General features: G+C 60.1%; 20 protein-coding genes and 1 pseudogene. 11 read left to right on the forward strand and 10 right to left on the reverse strand.

Annotated features, from left to right (window positions below; translation table 11 throughout):
- Together K359_RS0105175 and K359_RS0105185 are read right to left on the reverse strand one after the other, a co-directional pair.
- Positions 1–200, reverse strand: a 200-nt coding sequence (locus K359_RS0105175; RefSeq protein ID WP_029078390.1) for a transposase, incomplete at its 3' end; no start/stop codon positions are given.
- 696 nt (positions 201–896) lie between these two features.
- Entirely contained in the window at positions 897–2,630 is a 1,734-nt protein-coding gene (locus tag K359_RS0105185) for an alpha/beta hydrolase (protein ID WP_029078391.1), read from the reverse strand.
- A 333-nt stretch (positions 2,631–2,963) separates the two neighbouring features.
- Here K359_RS0105185 and K359_RS61085 point away from each other — a divergent pair, with 333 nt between their 5' ends.
- The gene (locus K359_RS61085; protein WP_156928373.1) at positions 2,964–3,269 is read left to right on the forward strand and encodes a hypothetical protein; all 306 of its coding nucleotides are present in this window, start codon (positions 2,964–2,966) and stop codon (positions 3,267–3,269) included.
- 359 nt (positions 3,270–3,628) lie between these two features.
- On the opposite strand, the gene K359_RS51165 is transcribed toward K359_RS61085, so the two are convergent.
- Both K359_RS51165 and K359_RS64260 read right to left on the reverse strand, forming a co-directional pair.
- Positions 3,629–4,450, reverse strand: a complete 822-nt coding sequence (locus tag K359_RS51165; protein ID WP_051346007.1) for an alpha/beta fold hydrolase — start codon at positions 4,448–4,450, stop codon at positions 3,629–3,631.
- 54 nt (positions 4,451–4,504) lie between these two features.
- Complete coding sequence (locus K359_RS64260) at positions 4,505–5,020, reverse strand: hypothetical protein (protein ID WP_245284518.1); 516 nt, start codon at positions 5,018–5,020, stop codon at positions 4,505–4,507.
- 94 nt (positions 5,021–5,114) lie between these two features.
- Here K359_RS64260 and K359_RS0105205 point away from each other — a divergent pair, with 94 nt between their 5' ends.
- Complete coding sequence (locus K359_RS0105205) at positions 5,115–5,663, forward strand: TetR/AcrR family transcriptional regulator (RefSeq protein WP_245284519.1); 549 nt, start codon at positions 5,115–5,117, stop codon at positions 5,661–5,663.
- A 480-nt stretch (positions 5,664–6,143) separates the two neighbouring features.
- On the opposite strand, the pseudogene K359_RS64265 reads toward K359_RS0105205, so the two are convergent.
- From K359_RS64265 to K359_RS0105225, 3 genes and pseudogenes are all read right to left on the reverse strand, one after another.
- Positions 6,144–6,409, reverse strand: a pseudogene (locus K359_RS64265) (response regulator); the annotation flags it as partial.
- Positions 6,410–6,972: 563 nt separating this feature from the next.
- Positions 6,973–8,046, reverse strand: a complete 1,074-nt coding sequence (locus tag K359_RS57125) for a hypothetical protein (RefSeq protein ID WP_051346008.1) — start codon at positions 8,044–8,046, stop codon at positions 6,973–6,975.
- Between the two features lie 242 nt (positions 8,047–8,288).
- Complete coding sequence (locus K359_RS0105225) at positions 8,289–8,555, reverse strand: hypothetical protein (protein WP_029078395.1); 267 nt, start codon at positions 8,553–8,555, stop codon at positions 8,289–8,291.
- Positions 8,556–8,860: 305 nt separating this feature from the next.
- Here K359_RS0105225 and K359_RS0105230 point away from each other — a divergent pair, with 305 nt between their 5' ends.
- Positions 8,861–9,277, forward strand: coding sequence for a hypothetical protein (locus K359_RS0105230; RefSeq protein ID WP_029078396.1), 417 nt, complete (start codon positions 8,861–8,863; stop codon positions 9,275–9,277).
- Between the two features lie 48 nt (positions 9,278–9,325).
- Positions 9,326–9,535 (forward strand): hypothetical protein, encoded by a 210-nt coding sequence (locus K359_RS0105235; RefSeq protein WP_029078397.1) that lies wholly within the window; start codon positions 9,326–9,328, stop codon positions 9,533–9,535.
- 194 nt (positions 9,536–9,729) lie between these two features.
- Here the strand turns inward: K359_RS0105235 and K359_RS51180 are convergent, their stop codons facing one another.
- Complete coding sequence (locus K359_RS51180) at positions 9,730–10,572, reverse strand: protein-L-isoaspartate O-methyltransferase (RefSeq protein WP_156928375.1); 843 nt, start codon at positions 10,570–10,572, stop codon at positions 9,730–9,732.
- A gap of 139 nt (positions 10,573–10,711) precedes the next feature.
- On the opposite strand from K359_RS51180, the gene amrB reads away from it, so the two are divergent.
- Entirely contained in the window at positions 10,712–12,415 is a 1,704-nt protein-coding gene (amrB, locus tag K359_RS51185; protein WP_051346010.1) for an AmmeMemoRadiSam system protein B, read from the forward strand.
- Between the two features lie 12 nt (positions 12,416–12,427).
- Here amrB and K359_RS0105255 read toward each other — a convergent pair whose 3' ends face one another.
- On the reverse strand, positions 12,428–14,299 hold the full coding sequence (locus K359_RS0105255; RefSeq protein ID WP_029078398.1) for an MORN repeat-containing protein: 1,872 nt from the start codon (positions 14,297–14,299) through the stop codon (positions 12,428–12,430).
- A 172-nt stretch (positions 14,300–14,471) separates the two neighbouring features.
- Here K359_RS0105255 and K359_RS0105260 point away from each other — a divergent pair, with 172 nt between their 5' ends.
- The 6 genes from K359_RS0105260 (at position 14,472) to K359_RS0105285 (ending at position 21,816) form a co-directional block, all read left to right on the forward strand.
- Complete coding sequence (locus K359_RS0105260; protein WP_029078399.1) at positions 14,472–15,137, forward strand: hypothetical protein; 666 nt, start codon at positions 14,472–14,474, stop codon at positions 15,135–15,137.
- Entirely contained in the window at positions 15,119–16,186 is a 1,068-nt protein-coding gene (locus K359_RS0105265) for a hypothetical protein (RefSeq protein ID WP_156928376.1), read from the forward strand. Before K359_RS0105260 ends, K359_RS0105265 begins: the two co-directional genes overlap by 19 nt.
- Before the next feature lie 19 nt (positions 16,187–16,205).
- On the forward strand, positions 16,206–17,600 hold the full coding sequence (locus K359_RS0105270) for a TIR domain-containing protein (protein ID WP_029078401.1): 1,395 nt from the start codon (positions 16,206–16,208) through the stop codon (positions 17,598–17,600).
- A 382-nt stretch (positions 17,601–17,982) separates the two neighbouring features.
- Entirely contained in the window at positions 17,983–19,572 is a 1,590-nt protein-coding gene (locus tag K359_RS51190; RefSeq protein WP_051346011.1) for a sugar ABC transporter ATP-binding protein, read from the forward strand.
- Entirely contained in the window at positions 19,569–20,561 is a 993-nt protein-coding gene (locus K359_RS0105280; RefSeq protein ID WP_029078402.1) for an ABC transporter permease, read from the forward strand. The genes K359_RS51190 and K359_RS0105280 overlap by 4 nt, the downstream gene beginning before the upstream one ends.
- A gap of 103 nt (positions 20,562–20,664) precedes the next feature.
- Complete coding sequence (locus tag K359_RS0105285) at positions 20,665–21,816, forward strand: substrate-binding domain-containing protein (RefSeq protein ID WP_029078403.1); 1,152 nt, start codon at positions 20,665–20,667, stop codon at positions 21,814–21,816.
- Positions 21,817–21,896: 80 nt separating this feature from the next.
- Here K359_RS0105285 and K359_RS0105290 read toward each other — a convergent pair whose 3' ends face one another.
- Entirely contained in the window at positions 21,897–22,691 is a 795-nt protein-coding gene (locus tag K359_RS0105290) for a DeoR/GlpR family DNA-binding transcription regulator (RefSeq protein ID WP_029078404.1), read from the reverse strand.
- Between the last annotated feature and the right edge of the window lie 31 nt (positions 22,692–22,722).

The raw sequence follows: 22,722 nt of genomic DNA on the forward strand, positions 1-22,722 counted from the left end.
AGGCTGTGCACGACCCGCGTCGGATCGCGCCGATCCGGGAACACCCGGGCCAAATTGTCGGCCAAGCCGAGACGCCGCTCGGCCATCGCCAGAAGCATCACGCCCCCGTTCGAGGTCAGCCGACCGCCATCGAAGGCAGCTGTGACTTTCCTGGCGTGAACGGCTGGAAACGAGAAGGGCAGAATCGTATCATCGGTCATGGCGGGCCTGGTGTTCGCGGCTGAAGGTGATGGGGTTGGCTTTGCAACCGAATCCTACGCCGCATCAGCGCTTTACACCACGCTCGCCAGCCTCTCAGGCGCCTCTGACGAATAAGACGGGCTAGAGGATGTGGCTAACAGGGAGGCTATCGCCGCGACCAAGAGGAATTGTTTGAACATGACCCTCTCCTCGGAGGCAGTTCGAAAAACAAACTCTTCAAAAAATCAGTCGGCAGTTGAACGGCTGGAAACATAGCATTCGCTTGGCGGCGCCGTTGTGAACTCATTCACACCCAAAGGAGCACAATGCCGGTCACCGAATATGCTGGTGAGCGGCGTGCCTTGTACTTCACCGGGACACCGTCCGGCCGTTCAGCAGACGACGTAGCCGCCCACGCGTTCCGGGAGCTTCGCCGCGCTACTTGGGAGGAATGGCGCCCAGAGGGGTCGATCGAAATTGATTGCGTGGAAACCATCATTCTTTGCCTATGGCGTAAGCAGCGCGTCCGCGCAAAGCGGAAGCTGGACATGGCAGTCGCTCTCGACAGGGTTGAGAATCGGGTTTTCCGGGAAAGGCCTCCGCAAGTTCTCCTGAAGAATGACCTCGGATGGGTTGGCCTTTTTTATAGACGGCAAATTGGCAAGAGATGGCCCCCGGTATCTTGCACCCTCAGGTTAACCCGTACAAAACGCCGGTCAGTTCGACCGTTGCTTGACGTATCGCCCGGGCGCACTTTCGACGATTTGATACCGAGCATTTCCGGGTTGTGATGGGGCTCCGGTGGTTCCGGTGGAGTAGCGCTTCATCCAAGCGTCCCAATCGGGCCACCAGCTTCCCGGCTTCTCCTCGGCCCTTTCCAGCCACCCTGCGGCATCGCCATCCAAGCTTTCGTGGATCCAATAGTTGCGCTTCTTGCGCGCTGGCGGGTTGATCACACCCGCCACGTGACCACTCGCTGCAAGCACAAAGCGAGGATCCGTTCCAATAAGCTCCTTCGATCGGTAAGCGCTCTGCCAAGGCACGATGTGGTCCTCACGCGAGGCCAGCAGATAGAGCGGTATCTTGACCTTGGAGAGATCGATAGGCACGCCGCATTGCTCAGTCGCGCCGGGTTGCTTGATCTTGTTTTCAAGGTAGGTGTTGCGCGTGTACCAGCAATACATGGGACCTGGCAGGCTGACGCTGTCGGAATCCCAATACAGAAGGTCGAACGCCTCCGGCGGCACACCCTTCATATAGCTATCGACTACGTAGCGCCAAATTAGGTCGTTCGCGCGTAGCGTTCCAAAGGTGAATGCCAGCTCCTTTCCCGGCAGTATGCCGCCCATTCCGATCGTTGCCTCGCGCATCGCCACCGAATGCTGGTCGATAAGTAGACCGATTTCGCCGGTATCGGCGAAATCAATCATTGTAGTCAACAGCGTCATGGTCGCTAGTTTATCTTCTCCGCGTGCCGCAAGCACGCCGGCAGCACAGCTCAAGATGGTGCCACCAACGCAAAAGCCCAGAGTATGAACCTTTTCGACATTTGCGATGTCGCGCACAACGTCGATGGCTTTCAACGGCCCGAGTGTCAGGTAGTCGTCCCACGTGAGATTTTGAGTCTCGGTAACGGCGCTACGCCAGGAAATCAGGAAAACCTGATGCCCCTGGGCAACGGCATATTCGACGAACGAGTTTCCCGCGCCGAGGTCGAGCAAATAGTACTTGTTGATGCAGGGCGGAACGATCAACAGCGGAGCTTTTTCCACATCAGTCGTCTGCGCCGTGTATTGAATGAGTTGAATCAGTTCGTTCTCGAAAACCACCGCGCCGGGCGTCACCGCAAGATTGCGACCAATTTCGAAAGCCGTTTCATCCACGCGGGTGATGCGTCCTTTCTGGATATCCGCGATCAGATTCTGCATGCCGGACGTCAGGCTCGCGGATCGCGTACGGATGGCAGTCCGGATGACCTCGGGATTGGTCGCGGGAAAGTTCGACGGGCTCATCGCATCGATGAATTGTCGTGCATAGAAGCGCAGCTGAAGCTTGGACGTGTCGTCGACTTGCGCCTGGTCGACAAGATCCGACAATTGCTTCGAATTCGCTAAATAAACTCGCTTAAGCAGGTCATAGTAAGACGAATACCCCCAGGCCTCGTCCTTGAATCGCCGGTCGCCTCGGGAAGCTCGTGTAGATGAATCCGCCCCCGGCGCGGATCTATCGCCCAAAAAACCGCGCCAAAAATCCACGATCGGCGACCAGTATTGTTGCTGCAAGTTCGCCGCGACGGCGAAAGGCGTCATTCCCCCACCTTTCGCAGGTTTGCCCTCGAGACCCATGGCAGCAACGAGTGCGTCGTCGAATTGCTCGGTTGCCTTCTGGCCGGCTTGCATCAGGCTTTCTAGATAGGCGGAGGGACCTCCCTGCGAGGATCTGCTACCCATTTGCACCTCCCGCGAAGACGTCGCTTACAGGACAATCTTACTTCCGGCCGTCGGCCATGACAGCGTAATTTTCGCCGTCGGCGGCTCTGGCTTTGTTGCAGCGCACGCTTGTTGACCAGCAATTGCTCGGCGCTCGGCATTAGACCCTGCGGCAGCACGGTAGACGCGTGGTCAAAAAGTGTCACTTCAAGGCGCGAGGCCGGCCTGGGTCGGAGATTGCCAGGCAGCTTTGCCGAAACCTTCATCTAGCTTCTTCTTCAATGAGTCTTTGCCCACTTGCCAACGGAAGACATGTGCTTGTCGTTCCTATCGCGTCCGGATGGCCCGGGAAAAATGCTGCTGGCCGAAATAGGACAATCGGCAAATCAAAGCAGGCCGCTTACATCAGGACAAGTGGCAATATTCTGGAGTCATCAGGACAAGCTGCCGGTTGCCTGCCCGAGGAGCGGAAGCGGCTCCAACTCCTACCCAGAGCTGCCGCTCATATTTGAGGGGGCGCAAATTAAAGCGCAGTTCCCAAGGCACCAATTGAGAGGTCACAGGGCCAGAGATGAACACAATAAAGCAGCGGGACATCACGAAAATGCTGCCAATCCCGCCGCGGAACATCGCGGCAAAGGCGACTACGCCAAAGGTTAAGGAACGCGCCGCAAGCGCAAAGCAGCACTCGCAAACGCCCAACACAGCGACCAGGCGCATTCGAAAAGTCAGCAGCCGAAGTGATAAGCAACGAGGGCTCGGTTGATCGCCGGGCTCTTTCGTTTCGTTCTGAATCCGGGATGCAAACGCCGTGGGCATTGGACCACAACCATTGGCTTAGCGGCGGGCCATCCTGCCGCGTTCGCCGTCGTGCTTGCGTATGCAGTGCTCTGGCTATGCTGTCATTCGCTGCGACGCACGTCCTGTCTCCAAAGCGCAGCCGGTAGCAAACAGCAGCGGCCACCGCGATCTCCCCATGCTTGCCATCACCGTCGGTCGCCATTCGAACTCGTGACTGATCAGTAAGCCGAGGACGAAAGACGCCTTGGCGGGTGCAGCCCGTCCGCGAAGGCCAGGAACTTGGCGGCAAACTCCTCGGAGGCTTCGAAATATGCCTGATGCCCGGCGTTGATCTCGCCGAACGTTGCGTCTGGAATCCGCTCATAGAGATCGCGAGTGCGGGTGACGATCTGATCGTGGGCGCATCCGATAACGAGCGTCGGGCACCGGACCCGGCTGGCTTCTGCCTGGATGTCGACGCGCAGATCAAGCTCCACCTGTCGCGCCAGACCCTCCCAGTTCGTACCCGCAAGAATGCCTTGGGCCAGGGCGTCGAGATGTGCCGCAAGCGGGCTGGCGAAGAATTTGTCCGACAGGGTCGTCAGTGCAAGAAGTTGGATAAAACCCTCCCGATCCGCCGCGATGAGACGGCGCCACAGCTCGAAGGTCAGCTTCAGACGTGGCTCGTCGGCGGTCAGGAAACCGGCCACCAAGGTGAGCGTGCGGACCATTTCAGGCCGCTCCGTCGCCAGAACGGTCGCGATGGCGGCGCCGAGCGAATGGCCTACGAGGTCGACATGCGGTGGGCCGACCGCGTCAACTACCGCCGCCACTTGCCGGGCCAGCGTCGGCAAGTCGAGTGGGGCGCCATCGTCCGTCGTCTCGCCGGCACCGGAATAGTCCAGCGTCACCACTGTGCGGCTTCGGGCCAGCCGCTCGATGAGATCGCCCCAATGCCCGTCTCCGCCGCCGGTGCCGTTCACCAGAAGAACCGCAGGTCCCTTACCCAGCACTCGGTAGGCCACGCGCGCGCTGCCCACGTTCACGAAGTTACTCGTCATTATTTCTTGCCTCTTCATTGTGTTGCTTCAGCAGCGAATTCTGCATTTTGTTCCTCACTGAGTCTCTCGCCCCGATTTCGCATTGCGGACGAGCACGCTGTCGCCGTTCCGGCTGATTTCGAGCGCGCCTGCCCGGGGCGTTGAGAAAGCCACGCTCTGACCCGGTGCAAAAACAGACACAACACGGATCGGCGTTCCCGCGATGCCCTGCGCAAGGGTCGTGACAACATGGAATCCATCTCGCTCGACGGTGTAGGCGACACCGGACACTTCGCCGAGGTCGATGCTCTTGGCATCAATCGGACGCAGGCCATCGGCGCGGGCCGCCTCCACAGAGGCCAAGGCGAATGCTGCGGCAACAAGCATGCTACGGATAGACATCGCGATCTCCTTTGGGTTGCGACCCGAAATCTTGAAAGCCCGCGGCATCCGGGCGTTCGGGTCGCCGTCAACGATCAACATCGCACCGGTGAGAGCCCGCTTTTCGGTCGGAGCCATTGCAATCTCCATTTCTGTAGTGATCGGCACATAATCATTTCGACGATTTAGATCCTTGATCGACAGTGTCAAGTAACTTATGTGTTGATCATTACAGAATAGAGGGGCGATGGCAGCTATGGGGAGGCCAAGGGAGTTTGATCGCGACGCGGCGCTCGAGGCCGCCATGTTCCTGTTTTGGCGCAAGGGGTATGCGACAACTTCGATGAATGACCTGTGCGGCACCATGGGCGTTGGGTCGCCAAGCCTCTATGCGGCCTTCGGCGGCAAGGAGGCGCTCTATCTCGAAGCGATCCAGCATTACGTCCGGACCAAGGGGCTCCTAGTCTGGGACAAGCTTGCGGAAGGAGCGACCGCTCGTGCTGGCATCGAGAATCTACTGATCGCGGCGACCAACCGCCTGCCGAGATCCCGCGCGACACCGGCAGGCTGTATGGCAGTGCTGGCGGCCGTCGGCGACGAATGGCCGACCGCGATCGCCCGCGTGGTCAAGAAGGTCCGGCTCGAAATGCTGGGTATGCTACGCTCGCGGCTGGAAGCTGCAGCGAACAAAGGCGAACTGCCCGCCTCGACGGAAATTGATGGCCTGAGCCGGTTCTATTTGAGCGTCTACCAGGGAATGGCAATTCAGGCGCGGGACGGAGCCACCCAGGTGGAGTTGCGAGCCGTGGCTGCAGCGGCAATGGCTGCTTGGCCGGGCGGTGGCCAGACATAGTCCGCTCGGGAAATACGCTTCTCGGCAGTCGCGAGCAGATCGTCGCTGATGCCCGCTAACGGGATGGTCCGGTGTGCTCCCGCCCCGCCGGTGACAGAAGCTGGCCCGGGGCAGCGAAGACAAGAAGCGGTCGGCACCGAGAGCCGCCGGTCGCAGCGACCGGACCGTTGATGTAGCATCTAGGCGCGGTGAAACAGTTTCTTATCTCCAAACTTCAAATCGATCTCTGCTGGAACGTGCAGTTGAAGATGGCATGCGTCGAGCCGACGCCGATGTGGATCTACGCCTAAGCAGTTTTAAGCGGACATGTTTCCCTTCGATGGCTGGCTATCGCGATGTCCCGCTGACACGGATTTCCTCAAAGTGCGAGTGCAGCCAAAGCCGCTTCCTTAGGCATGTTTGCGATATGCCATCCGGCGTCGTGTTGGTCTGCTTCGGTCAGTATGCCTCCTTCCGACCATTCGGTAGTATAAAACGAAAGATTCCGCTCGCGCCATAGCCGGTAGAAAAAATGAAGGGGCGCTCACGCGCTCTGATAATCTCAGCCACCGGTGCGCTTGATCTGCCGGCGAGATTTATATCTAGAATGGCGAAATCGAACTCACCACGGTTTGCTAGGTGAACAGCTTGTGGAGACCAGCCTCGGCCGCGACCGCTTGACCTAGCTCCTCCAGCATTTCCACCAGCATCATCCTGATCATTGTCTCGTCCTCAACGAGGAAGACAGAATAGGGTGATTCTATCATGGTGGAATGCCTGCCGTTTCTGTCGGGCCAGATCGGCTCCATAAGCTTAACCCGGCGCGCGCGTGTCGCACCTCAATTTGGGCGTTAAGCTTGATGTCCGCGTTGCAGGTTAAATCTGGAACGATCTTTTAGGCCGGTCGGTTGGGCCGATCTGTTCGTGCCTTCGTCTCCATCACACGGCTCATCGCCGGGGGCTTCCTTTGACCTTAATCCAATGGCTCCGGCCGCCGCGGTAGGGGCAACCTGAGCGCTTTGGACGCCAGCCCCACGAAGCCAAACTCGCAGGGCTTGGGGACCGCTCTACGCGATCGCGCACGGGGCTTATGCAGGGAATTGGGCCTTCGAGACTGGTTACGGCAGACCGGGTCCGCCACCATCCTTCGCTCGCAAGGCGAGAAGGATGACGCGCAGAAGCTAGCCGCGGAGGCAAGCCTGCCGCGTGCCACTTCGCGAAGGCGTACTAGTCGTACCTGTCACTGCGAGGAGCGAAGCCACGAAGCAATCCATCGCGCCGCATACGGAAGGGTCTGCTTCGCTTTGCTCGTGCCGCCCGCGGCGCAGATCTAGTTCGGCATCAGCACCGCGTCGACGCGACGGCTGTTTCGTGCGCTGATGACGATGACGCCATTGCGGATCGCAAACCTCGCGCCGACGAGGCGCGGAGCCTTCTCCGTCAGCGGTGACGGCAGCGGAATCATTCCACCGGTGACGGTATCGCCTACGTTTATCGGCGGCCCCACAACGCCGGTCGATGGCGCTGCTTTGATGTATTCCCTTATCAATTGAATCTCTTCACGCGAAAGGCTGAGCGCGGTCTGTTCGCCGCCGGCCGCCTTTCTTTCCGCCTCGGCCTTGTCTTGCGCTTCTTGCTGTTGGGCGGCGTCGCGCTTCGCGGTTTCGATCTGTTCGAGTCTTGCGAGCCGTTCCCGCAGCGGAGCCAATTCCCGGCGCAGCGTGGCAATGTCCGACTTTAGGGTGGAGTTCTGGCCGAGCGCAATTGCTGCGGCAACGCAGGCAACGACCGCGATCAGGCTAAGACATGCGACCGCCAGCCCCGCGATGCCGACCCCATCGCTGGCCTTCCGGTCCGCCGCGCCGCTTGTGAAACGCCGACGCCGCCGGTGAGTGAATTTCGGCATGCGCATGCCAAGCAATCCGACAAGTCGCGATAGCTGGGAATCGCTCCGATTCGTCTCGTGAATGGAGCCAAATGACGGCTCGAGGACGATCGGGGATCCTCCGGGTAGATCCGATGCGGCGGTCGAACGGCTCGAGCTCGAGCTCACGCGATCGGTGCCGTCTTCATCTATCGCGCGAGGGGGCTCTCGATCAATGTCGCCGGTTCGATCGACGAGCGCATCGCGTGTGTCGCCAACAATGGCGTCCGAACGCGCTGTGGCTTCAAGCGAATGCCATAGCGAGAGACCGGAATCTGTGATTTGCAGACCGGCGTCATTGATCGAAGCTAATCCGGCTTCGAAGACGTCGGCGTCGCCTAGCTCGGACGAGCGCCTCAACTGCGCAGCTCCATCGCCGCCTGCGATCATGCGCTTGACTTCGCGGCTGACCTCCTCAAGCGGAATCCGTTGCTCGGGCCTTGCGGCCAGCACACTCAGGATCGCCAGATTGAACTTCATGCGGCGCCTCTCGATGCCTCATCAATAGGTCGCGCAGCCATTGCTCTCCCGTACGGGCGATTTGCGAGCGTCAGCGGACGTCGAAGCGGTTAGTCAATGCCGGCATCGACGTCCGTCAGCCAGAGAGTCGGGCGAGTGTAACGGCTCCCGCATAGGCAAACAATCCGGCGAAAGACGTGCGCCGAATGGATAAGTCCGCATGCGAACGGCACGCGCCAAGATCGCGTCGGCCGACGCGTGTCTCAGAGAAATTCGCGAAGCCTGGAGAGTTCGAGCACATGCTCCGGCGACAGCACATCGGGGACGAGGGGAGGCTGCGCCGTAGTCCGGATCTCATAGAGATGGCGCGTCTTCTCAGGCTTATCCATAAAGTCCCGAATGCATTGGTCGAGCGTCCCGCTGACGACCGTATAGGGCATCCGATCCTCTCGCCTGGCATTGTTGAGCGATGGCCACTTGTAAAGCGAGGCCGTGGCCTGAAAGTCCACCTGATGAGCGTGATCGTTCATTCGAGGATATCAACCCCAAAAGGCTTTTCCGTCAATGAGCGTACGGCAGCACACACGCGCTTATATGAATATCCGAAATAGCGTGAGCGCGGCGAAGACGAAGGTCGTTAACGGTGAATGCTTGAATCTGTCCACTCCCAAATCAAGGAGGCGTGTGAGTCAATCTACAATCTAAAATAGAACGTGTATTTTGATTGACTACAACAAATGAGAGCATTTTAACGAAATGAATGTCTTAAGTCGCTGAAAAAGTTGTAAAATTGTCAAATTGGTCGCGTTGGGATGAATTGCGTTGCGAACGTGCGATGACGCTCGATGCGCCGGTGTGCACGACAATGATCCTCGCCCGCCTCGCCGGAAGTCTGGTACGCGCTGCGCTTGCTGACCACCCGGGCGAGAAGATCATCTCGCTTCTGGCTATCTCGGTGTCGCACCTCGAGGAACACTGGGATCTGGCTCTCGACCTCCCGCTCGGACTGGCCGATGAAGCACTTCGCCCTGGAAGTCCGCCGGGGATGGCCCGCTGGGCGGCAGACTGTGCCATCGACAGGATCCGCGATCGCTTTGGCTGGGCGCGATCGGATACGGTTCGGCGGCGCTGGAGGCTGTTCGTTCGGTCCCCGATGAGTTTCGCAAGCTTGCCGAGAAAGACCTCTAGAATTCGTGATTCACTTTCTCGTCAGTCCATTAACAAAAGGCAATTTGGAATCGCGCCCTTGTGAGTGGTGACCTCGCGCACTCGGCCTATTCTGGGGATGCGGAGGACAGCCATGACGCACAGCGCCGAACTGATCCAGACCATGCGCGATGCGTTGGACACGGTCATGGCCAGCGTTCCTGCGGATCAATCCGTTTTCGGTCTCAAGGCGGCCGTTGCTGAATGCATCCTGAGAGCCGCCGCTCACGGCCAGACGTCGTTCGACGGACTCGTCACCTCAGCGTCCAATCAGCTGCAATCGATCATCTCGATGCTGACCTAGGAGATGAGGGCGGCCGAGCCGTCCGGAGGACCAGCTCGAATGAGCAGGGGATGCACGGCTGAGAACCCGACCTTGCTCGCCGCAAGCAGGTGCCGCGGTGGCGAATCCGCCAACGTCGCGTCCGGCCGCAGCAGCAGCCACCGCCTGACTTGTTCGTCCATTGGCGTTGCGGCAATGAGTGCGAGCGAACGTGGCTATATCCGCATCGGCAGGAAGTGGATCAGCTTCCCATGGTAAAGATCGACCGTCTCGCGAGGGGATGAGGATGAAGCTTTAACGACTTTGATGATGTGCTGCATTGCGCGGTGACCCAAGGGCAGGATCATCATGCCACCAGGCTTCAGTTGATCGAACAATGGTTGAGGAATGTGATCCACGGCGCAGGTCACAACGATCTTGTCGAACGGAGCCGCTTCGGCCCAGCCGAAATATCCGTTGCCCTGCTTGGTGGAGATGGACGCGTATTCCCGATAGCCGCGCTCGACCAGATTCTCGTGCCTGGCTCGAGCGTTGTCCGCCAGTTCGCCAACGATCTCCACGGTCCATACCTTGTCCGTAAGATAAGCGAGGTAGGCGGATTGATAGCCAGATCCCGTGCCGATCTCGAGAACATGATCGCCGGGTGACACCTCGAGCGCGCTTGTCATCCGGGCGACAATGCCTGGACCCGAGATCGTGGCGCCATGACCGATGTTCAGATAGGCGTTGTCATAGGCACGGATCATGTCCTGGGCCAGAACGAACTGGTCCCGCGGCGTCATCAGAAATGCCGCGGCATCCTGCGGCCCCCAGATGTCCCGGTTCGACCGGAGCGCCAGATATCGCTCCCACCTGTTGGCCAGCAATGGCGCCTGTTCACCGCGGTTGATTTCCATCCACCGGATGAAATCTTCCCGATTGTCGAGTGGCGGTGAAAATTCAGGTGCCTGGTGTCGTTCAAGTGCCGCGGCAGCGATCCTGGGAAAGGCCGCGCTTGCGATCGCGCCGGCCAGAACGGCACGCCTTGTCAGCCCGCACGGATCTGATGCCTGGCTCATCCTGCGATCCTATTCTGCCCGATGTTCTACCAGCAAGCGAAAATATAGCGGACCGAACGCCAAGCGTCATCACTCGAATTGGAACGTCCCGGTAAAGCTGCAATAATCCGGCGGCGACCGTCGCCGCAGAACCAAAAGAATGCATTCTCCAGCGCACAGATCATACAAGCATCTGCAACTGCTTCTGTTTGCTTTCGGCATCGTCGTGATTGCCACGACGGCAGCGGAAAGCTCCTCCAGGCCGTCAATTCGGGCTCAATTCACCGCAGCCGAAATGTTCTCGATACCGATCGGCGAAGCTCGAAGAGCCGGCATCGCTCCGAGGAGGCTCTCCGGAATCACCGTTCCCCATCACCTGCTGGCGGCCGGGTTGATCGCGCAGGCGTTTCAAGCGGTGGAGAGCGGGCGCATCAAGAAGGTCATTGTTCTATTCCCCGACCACTTCAAGCGATCGAGCTTGCCGTTTGCAACGACGGACCGCCCGTTTGACACGGTCTTCGGACGGGTCGAGAGCAGCCTGCCTGATGTCCGGACACTGCTTGGGGCGCGACGGTTGGTCGGCCGATCCGACTTGTTCGAGCGCGACCACGGGATCGGCGCCATCGTCCCATTCATCAGGCACTACCTGCCGGATGCCCGGATTATCCCGATCGCCGTTGCACTTCGTTCGCAGCAAGCGGATTGGGACCAACTCGTTGCGGTTCTGCATTCGATCGTCACTGAGGAGACGCTGGTGGTTCAATCCACCGACTTCTCGCACTATCTGCCGCTCGAGCAGGCGACGCAACGGGATCAGGAGGTCCTGAATATTCTCGCTTCGGGGGATATCGCCTCGGTTGCTCGGCTAAGGCAACCGCAGCATATGGACTCGCGCGGGTCGCAATACCTGCAAATGCGAATACAACGGGACTTCTTCAGGAGCCGGCCGCTGGCCGTCTACAATTCAGACTCACACGCCTATGCCGACGGCCGGGACGGACTGACGACCACCTACATCGTCCAGCTCTATGAGACCGATCCGCCAGCGCAAATAGGGCAGGACCTTCCTGGATCCAAGGTATACTGCTTTGCCGGGGATACGTTGTTTGGACGAGGCCTGCTGCGAATTCTCTCGACTCGAGATGAGCAGGAGCGGTTCTTTCGGGACGCACGTCGCGTGTTGAACGGCTGCCGGCTGATCGTGAATCTGACCGGCGTGGTCGTACCGGAGCTTCCGCTCAAGTTGGAGCCCATGATGTTGGCGATGCCGTCGATCCTGACGCTGGAGGCGCTGAAAGCCATCAACGTCGTGGGTGTCAGTCTCGCCAACAACCACACCATGGATCTCGGACCCGCGTCCTTCGATCTGATGAGAAGAATTCTATCCGACGTCAACATCGCCACCATGACGCATGGCGAGATAGTTGACTTCGGCGGCTTCAGGTTGACGGCGTTGACTGATCTCGACAATCAGAGCCTTCGGACCGAGGGCGTAATCGGTCCGGACGACATCGCGCGGCTCGCCGCATCGCACGCCAAGCCGCCTCTTTTTGCGATGGTCAATTGGGGCACGGATTACGTCAACAGGCCGGGTCCACGCCAGATTGAGCTGCGATCGGAACTCCGGCAGTCAGCCGTCTCGTTGGTGATTGGTGTCCACCCCCACTCGGCGGCTTCCGCTCTAGACCTGCTCGATGGGGGCGGAGGGATCAGCGTCCACTCGCTCGGCAACTTCATCTTTGATCAGACCTCACGGGTTGCTTCCGGCAGCTTCCTCGAGGTCCGCGTCTTCGAACACGGGACGTACTTCGCGCGTCTGGTTCCCCACCTGAACTTCTTCGAAGCTGCGCTGCAGCAGCGATAAGCCTGATCCGCCTTACGGTTTCGGCATTCGCGGCCTGAAATACGTCAGGTCGACCACTGGCGAGGTGACGACCGATCCATCGGTGAGCTTCAGCACCAGTTGGAATTGATGTCGCGACGTCTTGGGGGCCGAGATATCGAGATTAAAGCTTCGGGCCGTGCCCTGAGCGATGCTTGCCTGCCAATTCTTCGGAAGATGAACTTGATAAGAGCTCCGTCCGACGGACAGCAGGCTAGGCGAGGTCTGCACCCGAGAACCTCGATCCACTGCGTCATCGCAGCCAGCTTCACCCATCTCGATGTCGAAGGAGACCAGGGGTATGTTCAGTGAAAATGGCGAAGATTTCGATTTCAGTTCGCCTTGATTCGATTTCCATTGATATTCGATGTTGCCGGACATGGTCGTGAAAATGACGTTCTGCTGCGGATAGACAAAGTCGCCAAGTCGGCCGAACAGGCCGGTTTTCTTGACCTTGAGCACGCAGGCTGCGAGAGCCGTGTTGATCTGATCCTCCGTCGTATCGCCGCTGGGCATGTCGCAGCGGAACGCGAGACCGCCTGTCTTGGGCTTGTCGGACATTTTCTGCCGATACAAATCGAGCGCTGCCTTCTTCAAACGGTCGGTATCGACGCCGAAGCCGCGGAGGCCGTCAACGATCGAGGCCTGCTTGGTGCCGTCAAAGGACCCGAGTTGCGCAGTGGTTTCCTGAGTGCGCCGATCGGCGGTTCCCAAACTGTAGGTCAGTTTTGCGCCGACGACCTGTCCCCACCCCAGATTCCGAAAGATGATGTCCGGTCTGTAGGCAGTGTCGATCCCGCAATATCCGGGACCTGTCTGAGACGCTTCCAGATATGGCTCCGGGTCGAGGGTACTTGATGCAACATCCAGAATTGCGTCGGCGATGACCGCCGGTTGAACGCCTTCGTTTTGCACCTGTACCTTCAGGAATACCGAAGCGAATTGATTGTCGCTGTAGATCGAGGGCAGGCCGTCCTCGTACCCCGACGAGATCTTCCCGCCGCCCTTCCAGGCGTCGCGAAAAGCCTTGGAGCCCGGTTGGATGGTCATCATTCCAGGTGAGAACTCGGCGTCGTACACGTGCGCTTGGGTGTCGGGATCGGCATCGGCGAAGGTGCCGTTTTTCTCCTCATCCATCGCCAGCTTCAGCTTCACTGCGTTGGAAACCGCCGCGAGCCGCGGCTTCAGCGCACGTGGAATCGGCGTGACATCGGGAATCCGCACGCGGTTGGTTTCGGTGCCCTGGTCCCAAACGGTCCAGTAAGACCCTTCGGCCAGCAGGAGCTTGCCTCGACCGTGCCTCAAGCCGCTTTGAAACTTGCCTTGATAGATCGAGCCATCGCTTGAGACGTATCGGCCTTCGCCTTCCATCTTGCCCGCGACGAAATCACCGTCATACCTGTCGCCATTCTCCAGCTTCAATACGCCATGGCCGTCCATCAGTCCGTTGAGCCAGTGTCCTGAATACGAATACCCGGTCCGGAACACGAGAAGCGCTCCGTCTCCTTCCGGACGCCCGTCCTTCAAGGTCCCTTTGAAGACGCTGTAGATGAACTGGCGGTCGTAATCGGGAGCGCCCTTCGCGCGCCAGCTCAAGGTGCCGGCGCCATTAGCCAGGGGATTTTCATCGGAGCGGACCGGAGCGCGAGGCTCCCAAAGAAACTCCAGATCCAGTTCAGGATGAGGATCCCAAACCCGGAATTCCTTGCGGATCAGGCCACGCGTTTCGCTGCTCCAGACGACCTCGGTCCTGTTCTTCCAAGCGCCGTCGGCAAATGCAGGTTCAGGGAATAGCGGCGAGACCGTCAGCAGTGCGGTGAAACACGCGCCGGCGAGTATTCGAGCCGCATCAATTCGTTCGCGCATCGAATGTGTGTCCGATCATCAGAACCAGCATTCAACCGTTGCCACGCGAGCAAAGGTTAGCGAACGAACCGATCGCGGGCAAGGCCCGCGAACCATATGCACTTGTCAATCATGCGTTGCGGCTCCTATAGTCGGAACGGTGCAAGGCCCTGAAGATGCGGTTGAACACACGATGCGTCGCCTGCTTGCAGCCGTTCTTGCTTTTGCCCTCTTGGTGACCAGTCCGACCCTCGCCGAGACCGGACCGACGAGGGTGATCTTGCTGTTCGTCATCAACACGCCCGATCAAAACGCAATGAACGGCGTCACCGAATGGATCAAGGCGTTCAAGAACAATCTCCGGTTCCTGCTTGCCGACTTTGACAGTGAAAATCCGGGTGCCGACCCGGTGTTCAAGGTCCAGCTGGTTTCAAAGAACGTGGAGACGGCCGATACCGATCTGCTCGAGAGCTCGTTTCAGACCCAGCCAAGCTTGCAGGTCCTGAGCACCGTCGGCAGATACGCCGGGCAATCGACCTTTGTCGATAACGACATCTATCTCGGCGATCTTCGAGGCCGGCTCAAGGCCCCTTACGTGCACTTCTCTCGGGAGATCGCGCCGGGGCTCTACTCGATCAACCGCGAGGCCCTGGCGGTCGTCACACTCTATGCGTACGGAATGGCGCTTGCGAAGGCACTGCCGGCAGATAGCAGCCGCTACGTCATCTGCAAGGTTCTCGATCGCGCGAACATGTACAGGGATCGGGATCTCGGCGCCGACATGAAGATGTACTTCGACGAGCTGTTCAAGGCGATTTCGTACGAGCTGGAGGCTCGCGCATGCGGCGGCAAAAAATAGTTTGCTGCGCCATTGCCTTCTTTTGCCTGCTGGCGGCCGGGCTGCCGGCTCGCTGTGCCGACAGGGTATCGGTTCGTACGCTGGTGCCGACTTTCTCCAGCAACACCAGCCTGGGAGCCAACGCATCGACCGTTCTAGCATTGAGGCTCTGGACGACGCTTCGTCCGCGTCCCAACCCAAATCCAAAGGATCTCTATTTCGGGTCGGGACAAATCGAATGGTCGGAGCGCGTCACCGAGAATTCACCAGAGGCCGCCAATCAGATGGCGCTTGAAACCGGCAGCGATCTCGCGCTGTGGGGCGGGGTCGAGGAGTACGGACCCGGCATCGTTGTCCTCGCAAACCTGCTCGTTGTACGCAATCGACCGGCCACCGACGACCTTCAGAAATGGGTGGTGAATTATCGTGACCAGCAGATTGAGCTCAGGCTACCAAACACCAACTATCAGTTCTCCCCGCTGGTGCTCGCAAAGGACGTGACCGCCAAATATTCGCGCCCGAACCAGATTACTGTGTGCGAGCAGAAAAGTCCGGATTGTGCCGGAAGGCGTCTCGGTAGCCCGTTTCGGTCAATCAGGATCGATGGAGATTACGCGCTCGTAAGGCAACCGAGCGGAGCTACCGGCTGGGTATTTCTTCCGGATTTGTCGAAGGCGCAGGGAGAGGTGATCGATTTCACCGCAGCGCTCATATCGTATCTGCGGGGCGACTTCGAACAGGCCGAACGATTGTTTTCCAGGGTGCGCGATTCTCAGACGGACAGCCTCGTGCATAACGACGCGTTGCTGCTTGCAGCAGTCTCTCGATTTCGCCTGGGCGACGGAATTGATGGCTTGCGGAGTGCTCATGAGCAAAACCCGTATTCGCGTTTCGGGGTTCAGGCGCTCGTCATGGCGAACATCTCGTTGGCCCAGGCGGCCCAATCTGGAGAGAGCAGGGCTGCCAGCCTGAAGGAAGCCGGCAGCTTGATCGAGGCCTATCGACACCTCTTTCCTGACACCGATCCCTGGCTCGTCGGCGTGATCAGGTCGTTGCGCTCATCCAACTAGGCCCGGATCGGAGAGCGGCATGGCCGACGTATTCATCAGCTACTCAAAGTCCCGCCGGGCGGAGACGGAGGAGCTTGCCGCGGATATCGAGGCTCGGGGATATACGGTTTGGTGGGATACGGACATGTCCCCCGGCGATCAATTCACCACCGTCATCTCCACCGAGTTGGCGCGGGCGCGCGCTGTCATCGTGATCTGGACGCCGAAATCCGTGACGTCGGACTGGGTGATCTCGGAGGCCGGCCGCGCCCTCAAGCGCAAGGTCTTGATCCCGGTTTACACGTCTGATCTGGCGATCGACTCGATCCCGCCGCCATTCGACGTTCTGCACACCGAACCGGTGACAAACCGCGAAGCGATTTTCGGTGCACTCGAAAAGCTTGGCATCAAGCCCGGCGAGCTGCCGGTCAAGCCGCCACCCAGTCCGCCTTCACGTCGAAATGTGCTTGCCTTGGCCGGCGGATCGGCTGCCGTCTGCGCGCTAGCAGCGATTCCCTTCTTGCGGAGTAAAGCTTCCGACACCGACAAGCCGGCCCGCACATTCGAGATCGGATCGGATACCATCTCGACAATTGCCTACACGATCGATGGCCACAACCTTCTCCTGGGCGGCTGGGATGGTGCCATCAGCCTGCGCGATTTTAAGAGCGGCAGCGAGGTTCGCCGTTTCGATGGTCATGCCCATGTGGTGTGGAGCCTGGCTGTCCTCCCGGACGGCCATCGGGCCATTTCGAGCGGCGACGACGGGATCGTGAAGCTGTGGGATCTGGCCAATGTCCATCCCATACGGGAGTTCAAGGGACACAGCGGCGAGGTGTGGTCGGTGTCGCTGGTGCCCGGCCAGGACAGGGCTCTTTCGGCTAGCCTCGATGGGACCATGAAGCTCTGGGATCTGTCGAAGGACATCCCGATCAGAACGTTCAACTATGGTTCGAGGCTCCTTTGCGTTGCGACGTCGCCTGACGGCAAGATCGCCGTGTCCGGAGCAAATGGCGCCATCCAATCGTGGAATGTCGACGACGGAAGCAAAATCAAGACTCTCAACGGGTTTGATGGCGATATCATCGCCATCGGCGTACTGCCCGACGGCAAGCATGTGGTTTCGGGCGGCGACGATGGCATCATTAGATTGTGGGAGCTAGCGTCGGGGCGCGAAGTCGCGAAGTTCGAAGGCAGCCGAAAAATCTCCGCGCTTGCAGTTTCACCGAACGGCCGCACCGTGATTTCGGGGGGAGAGGATGCAACTGTGCGGCTTTGGGATGTTTCCAGCCATCGGTTGATCAAGAGCTTCAATGGCCACGCTGCAGCGGTCGAGTCTGCAGCGATATCTCCCGATGGCCGTTCCGCCGCAACCGGTGACAAGAAATCGGTCGTCAACATTTGGAATCTGGGAGGGACCGGCTCGACCGTTTGATCTGCCGGAAGGTTGATCGTGCTCCTCGGCGTTACGAACGGACGAGCCTTGATGTCCCGATGAGCATCGCGAGCGCCCGCTAACCCCTTGTGGTCGCGACCGGTCGATCACGGAAGTGATGTATTTGTCATGTCAGTGTGCGGCCGCACGCTCCGGAAACCGCACGCGGTTCGGTCCGGCCTGCTTAGGTTTGACGCAAGAAGAGGTGGCACCCGTCGGGTCTCCGAGGAGCTGGGGCACGCGTTGCGGAGCTGAAAACCCCCGTCCAACCGCGAAGCCATCCGTTGACAATCGACCCGGATGGTAGAATTATAACATAAATAGTTCGGAAAATAACACGATGTCACCATCGTAGCAGCGATGGGCGGAGTGGGAGGAGAAGGTGGAGCCGTCTGGTTCGGTTGCAGCACAACCGACGCCGCCGCTTGTGCTGGTCAACGGCATCAACAAGCGCTTTGGCGGCGTGCGCGCGCTGCGCGACGTCAGCCTCGAGGTGCGGGCCGGCGAGGTGCATGCGCTGCTGGGCGAGAACGGCGCCGGAAAATCCACGCTGATCAAGATTCTCAGCGGTGTTCATGCCTTCGACAATGGCTCAATCGAGATTGCGGGCCGGCGGGTGGCATTCGACAGTCCGGCAAAGTCGCGCGAGGCGGGGATCGCCGTCGTCTATCAGGACCTCAGCCTTGTTGAGTCCTTGAGCGTAGCCGACAATCTGCTGCTCGGTCGTGAACCACGCACCCGTTTCGGCTTCGTCAGGAAGCGCGAATTGATGGCACAGGCCGAGGCGTTTCTGACGCAGCTCGGCATCCCCCTCGATATCAAGGCCACCGTCGGCTCGCTGCCGTTTGCCTATCGCCAGATGACGGAGATCGCGAAGGCGCTGATGGGCGAGGTGCGGTTGCTGATTCTCGATGAGCCGACGTCCTCGCTGACATCGGACGAGGTCCGCATCCTGTTCGAGGCAATCGGCAAGGTGACGCGCCGCGGCGTCGGCGTGATCTATGTGACGCACCGGCTGAATGAAGTCTTCGAGATTTCGCAGCGCGTGACCGTGTTGCGCGACGGAGCCAATGCCGGCACTTTCGTCACCGCCGATACCGACATGAAGCGGCTGGTCAATGCGATCGTCGGCATCGATCGGGCGTTGCCGGTGACGACGAGGGCCGAGCCGCAAGCTGCCCGCGCCTTCGAAGCGGCTCCGGTTCTGTCGCTGTCGAATGTCTCCAACGACCGGATGCGCGCTGTCGACCTGTCGGCCCTGAAAGGCGAGATCCACGGGCTGGCCGGGTTGATCGGCAGCGGGCGTACCGAGATTCTCGAGACGATCTTTGGGCTACGTCCCGTCGAGCATGGCTCGTTGCAGATCGACGGCCGCGACTGGCTGCCAAAGAACCCGGCGGATGCGATCGACCGGGGAATAGCCCTGGTGCCGGAGGATCGTCACGTCCAGGGCCTGGTGCTCGACCATTCGATCGAGCGCAACGTCACGCTGTCGCGGCTTCCTTACTTTTCGCGCTGGGGCTGGATGCAGCAGGCCGCGGCCGCCAGGCGCGCGGAGACCGCGATCGGCAGGCTAGCTGTGAAGGCGCCGGGCGCGTCGAGCCTGGTCAGGACGCTCTCCGGCGGCAATCAGCAGAAGGTGGTGTTCGGCAAGTGGAATGATCCGAGGCCGCGCGTTTTGCTGCTGGACGAACCCACAGTCGGCGTCGACGTCGGCGCGCGCGAGGAGATTTATGGCGTGATCCGGCACGCCGCTCGCGACGGCACCGGTGTGCTGGTCGTGTCGTCCGACCTGGTCGAATTGATCGAGCTCTGCGACCGCATCTCGGTGATCGTTGACGGCAGCGTGGCCCGCACGCTTGTGCGCGGCGAGATCGACGACGCCGAAGAGCTCCACCATTTGCTTCAACTGTACCAGGCGTCCGGCCAAGGCGTTCTTGACAAAGCCGCATTGCACGAGTTGCCCGCATGACCGAACTGACTGCCCCCAACGTCGTCGCATCGCCGACCAGATCCGACCGCCGCCGCAAGCTGCTGCAGAATTTGTTGCGCGGCGAACGGCCCTACATGCTCTACATCGCCTTCGTGATCCTGCTGGTCGTGTTCAGCCTGTCATCGCCCTGGTTCCTGTCGGTCGAGAATTTCCTGAATATCGGACGGCAGACGACGCTGGTGTCGATCATCGCGGTCGGCATGACCTTCATCATCATCGCGCGCCAGATCGATCTATCGGTGGCATCGACGCTGGCCCTGTCGGGGATGGCGGCTGCGCTGGCGATGAGCCAGATCAACAACAGCTGGATCGTCGGCGCCGCCGCCGGGCTCGGCACCGGTGCGCTGGTCGGGTTGCTCAACGGCATCCTGACCACGCAGCTTCAGATCCCGTCCTTCCTGGTGACACTTGGCACCCTGAGCATGGCGCGCGGACTGGCGATGATGGTCACCAACACCAAGCCGGTCATCATCACCAACGAGACCTATTTTGCGATCTTCGGCGAAGGGTCTTTTCTCGGCATCCCCGTGCCGATTGCCTGGACGCTGGCGGCGATGATCGTCGGCATCCTGCTGCTGCACTACAACGTGTTCGGGCGGAGGATCTACGCGGTCGGCGGCAACCCGACCGCGGCATTGTATTCCGGCATCAACACCAAATGGGTGACGACGGCGGCCTTTGTTCTCACCGGCACGCTGGCCGGCCTCGCAGCGCTGGTGCTGTCTGCTCGTTCGCATGCCGCGCGGCCCGATGTCGTGCAAGGCATGGAGCTCGACGTCATCGCAGCCGTCATCCTCGGTGGCTGCAGCCTGTTCGGCGGGCGCGGCTACATCCTGGGGACGCTGTTCGGCAGCCTGATCATCGGCACGCTCAACAATGGTCTCGTGCTGCTTGGCGTCAGTTCGCCGATGCAGCTCGTGATCAAGGGCGCAATCATCGTGGCCGCGGTGGCCTTCACCAAACGCTAGTCGAAGTCGAAACGCGGCGCATGAGGCACGGAATCTTCGCGCTGCACGGTAGGGGCAAGGTCGCCGGCCCTCGGTCAATCGGCGACCAAAATGGGAGGAAACAATGAAGCCAATCTTGCGACAAAGTGTGCCGCTGACCATGCTGATTGCTGCGACGGCCATCTCGATCGCTCCCTCGGCCCGCGCCGAAGTCCCCGCAACCTGCGTCAAGGGGGTCGACCTCGCAACGCTCGGACCGAAATCGATCGTCGGCCAGGGACCGCATGGCGAGAAGGCCGCTTCGCCCGAAGTGCTCGCACTGTCGGACGCGGATGCTGCCAAGATCAAGGAGAAGCATTTCAAGGTCGGCATCTCCATGCAGACCGTCAACCTGGACTGGTCGCAGCTCCAGATTCAGGGCATCACCGACACGCTGAAGAAATACGGCGTGACGGTGACGGGCGTTGCCTCCGCCGAATATCAGGTCGACAAGCAGATCGCCGATATCGAGAATACGATCCAGCAGCATCCGGACGGCATCATCTCGATCCCGGTCGATTTCACCGCCACCGCGCCGACCTACAAAAAGATCGCCAAGGCCGGCATCAAGCTGGTGTTGATGGACAGCATCCCGACCGGCCTCAAGCACCCCGAGGAATACGCCGCGATGGTCTCGGCAGACAGCCAGGGGAACGGGTTGATCGCAGCGCAAATCCTTGCGTCCTGCGTTGCGCAGGGCGGCACCATCGGCCTCGTCAATTTCGGCGTCGACTATTTCAGCACCAACGAGCGCACCAAGGGCGTGCGCGAGTGGATGAAGGCGAACCGGCCGGACATCAAGATGAAGCAGGTCGATTTCACCGACCCGCCGAAGGTCTCGCAGATCGCCGGCGACTTCCTTACCGGCAACCCTGATATCAAGGGCCTGTTCGCGGTCTGGGATCAGCCGGCGCTGGATACGCTGAGTTCGATGCGCGCTCAGAGCATCAACATCCCGGTCACGACCGTTGACCTCGGCCTGCAATCGGCGATCGAGATCGCCAAGGGCGGTCCGTTGAAGGCGACCGGCTCGCAGCGTCCCTATGATCAGGGCGTCGCAGAGGCACTGGCGATGATGAATGCGCTGCTCGGCAAGGAAACGCCCGGCTGGATCGGCGTGCAGTCGCTGCCGGTGACGCAGTCGAACGTGCTGGAATCCTACAAGACGGTGTTCAAGAAGGAGCCGCCGCCCGAACTGATGGATGCCTGCAACAAGGCCAAGCCTGCCTGCAACTGAGCCTTGACCCGCGATGCGCGGTTTTGCGAGGCCACGCATCGCCGACCAGCCTGATCCGGGCGAGCCAGCCCCCGTTCGGATCAGGTTGCGCTCGTCACATACTCGACAGGAAGGCTGCGGAAGTGCTTGCGCATGTCTGACGGCACCGAGCCGCCGACGATGATCCGCGAAAACGCGCTGACGTCCGAGAAGAAGGCGGGCTTGAGACTGCCGAGCTTGCTGGCATCGACGACCAGAATGCTTTCCATCGCAGTGGCGATCGCAGCCTGCTTGATCGCGACCTCGTGAAAATTGGAGCAGCTCGAGCCGCGGGTCCAGTGCAAGCCTCCGGCGGAGATGAAGGCCTTGTTGATCCCGAGCCGCCGCAGATAGGACAGCCCGTCGTCGGACGAGAACGACTGCGATGACGGGTGATAGAGGCCGCCCATCAGCATCACCTGCGTGGCCGGTCGCCGCGTGACGATCGTCGCCACGTTCATCGAATAGCAGATCACCGAGAGCGGCATATCCTCGGGCAGGCAGTCTGCCAGCGACTGCATCGTGGTGCCGCAGTCGATGAAGATCGTGTCGCCTTCCTTGATCGATGCCGCCGCCGACCGGCAGGCGAGCAGCTTGTCCTGGGTGTGCTGATCGATCTCCTGCTCGAACGTGTACTTGATGCCGGTCGGAGATGCCGCGTTCACGACGTAGCCGCCGAGCAGGGCGAGCGCAGCCTCCGGTCCGGCGAGGTCGCGCCGCACCGTCATCTCGGACACCTTGAGCAGCTCCGCGGCATCCTTCAAGTGCAGCGCGCCGCTGCTTTCGACAGCGCGGCGCAGCCGCTGCAGGCGCTGAACGCGTGTCTCGCTGGGTCGTGCGTTCGGTGTTTCAGCCATTTTGCTCACCGAGCTTGCTTATCCGGTTGAC

This window comes from Bradyrhizobium sp. th-b2, assembly GCF_000426785.1.
GTDB lineage: Bacteria > Pseudomonadota > Alphaproteobacteria > Rhizobiales > Xanthobacteraceae > Bradyrhizobium > Bradyrhizobium septentrionale.

Excerpts from the sequence above, each read along its gene's own strand:
- K359_RS0105265 (WP_156928376.1), top strand. The coding sequence starts at position 15,119 with ATGCGGCGGCAAAAAATAGTTTGCTGCGCCATTGCCTTCTTTTGCCTG.
- K359_RS0105290 (WP_029078404.1), bottom strand. The coding sequence starts at position 22,691 with ATGGCTGAAACACCGAACGCACGACCCAGCGAGACACGCGTTCAGCGC.
- K359_RS51165 (WP_051346007.1), bottom strand. The coding sequence starts at position 4,450 with ATGACGAGTAACTTCGTGAACGTGGGCAGCGCGCGCGTGGCCTACCGA.
- K359_RS0105270 (WP_029078401.1), top strand. The coding sequence starts at position 16,206 with ATGGCCGACGTATTCATCAGCTACTCAAAGTCCCGCCGGGCGGAGACG.
- K359_RS0105235 (WP_029078397.1), top strand. The coding sequence starts at position 9,326 with ATGACGCACAGCGCCGAACTGATCCAGACCATGCGCGATGCGTTGGAC.
- K359_RS57125 (WP_051346008.1), bottom strand. The coding sequence starts at position 8,046 with ATGAAGTTCAATCTGGCGATCCTGAGTGTGCTGGCCGCAAGGCCCGAG.
- K359_RS0105225 (WP_029078395.1), bottom strand. The coding sequence starts at position 8,555 with ATGAACGATCACGCTCATCAGGTGGACTTTCAGGCCACGGCCTCGCTT.
- amrB (WP_051346010.1), top strand. The coding sequence starts at position 10,712 with ATGCATTCTCCAGCGCACAGATCATACAAGCATCTGCAACTGCTTCTG.
- K359_RS0105185 (WP_029078391.1), bottom strand. The coding sequence starts at position 2,630 with ATGGGTAGCAGATCCTCGCAGGGAGGTCCCTCCGCCTATCTAGAAAGC.
- K359_RS0105205 (WP_245284519.1), top strand. The coding sequence starts at position 5,115 with ATGTTCCTGTTTTGGCGCAAGGGGTATGCGACAACTTCGATGAATGAC.
- K359_RS0105230 (WP_029078396.1), top strand. The coding sequence starts at position 8,861 with ATGACGCTCGATGCGCCGGTGTGCACGACAATGATCCTCGCCCGCCTC.
- K359_RS51180 (WP_156928375.1), bottom strand. The coding sequence starts at position 10,572 with ATGAGCCAGGCATCAGATCCGTGCGGGCTGACAAGGCGTGCCGTTCTG.
- K359_RS0105260 (WP_029078399.1), top strand. The coding sequence starts at position 14,472 with ATGCGTCGCCTGCTTGCAGCCGTTCTTGCTTTTGCCCTCTTGGTGACC.
- K359_RS0105285 (WP_029078403.1), top strand. The coding sequence starts at position 20,665 with ATGAAGCCAATCTTGCGACAAAGTGTGCCGCTGACCATGCTGATTGCT.
- K359_RS61085 (WP_156928373.1), top strand. The coding sequence starts at position 2,964 with ATGCTGCTGGCCGAAATAGGACAATCGGCAAATCAAAGCAGGCCGCTT.
- K359_RS0105255 (WP_029078398.1), bottom strand. The coding sequence starts at position 14,299 with ATGCGCGAACGAATTGATGCGGCTCGAATACTCGCCGGCGCGTGTTTC.
- K359_RS0105280 (WP_029078402.1), top strand. The coding sequence starts at position 19,569 with ATGACCGAACTGACTGCCCCCAACGTCGTCGCATCGCCGACCAGATCC.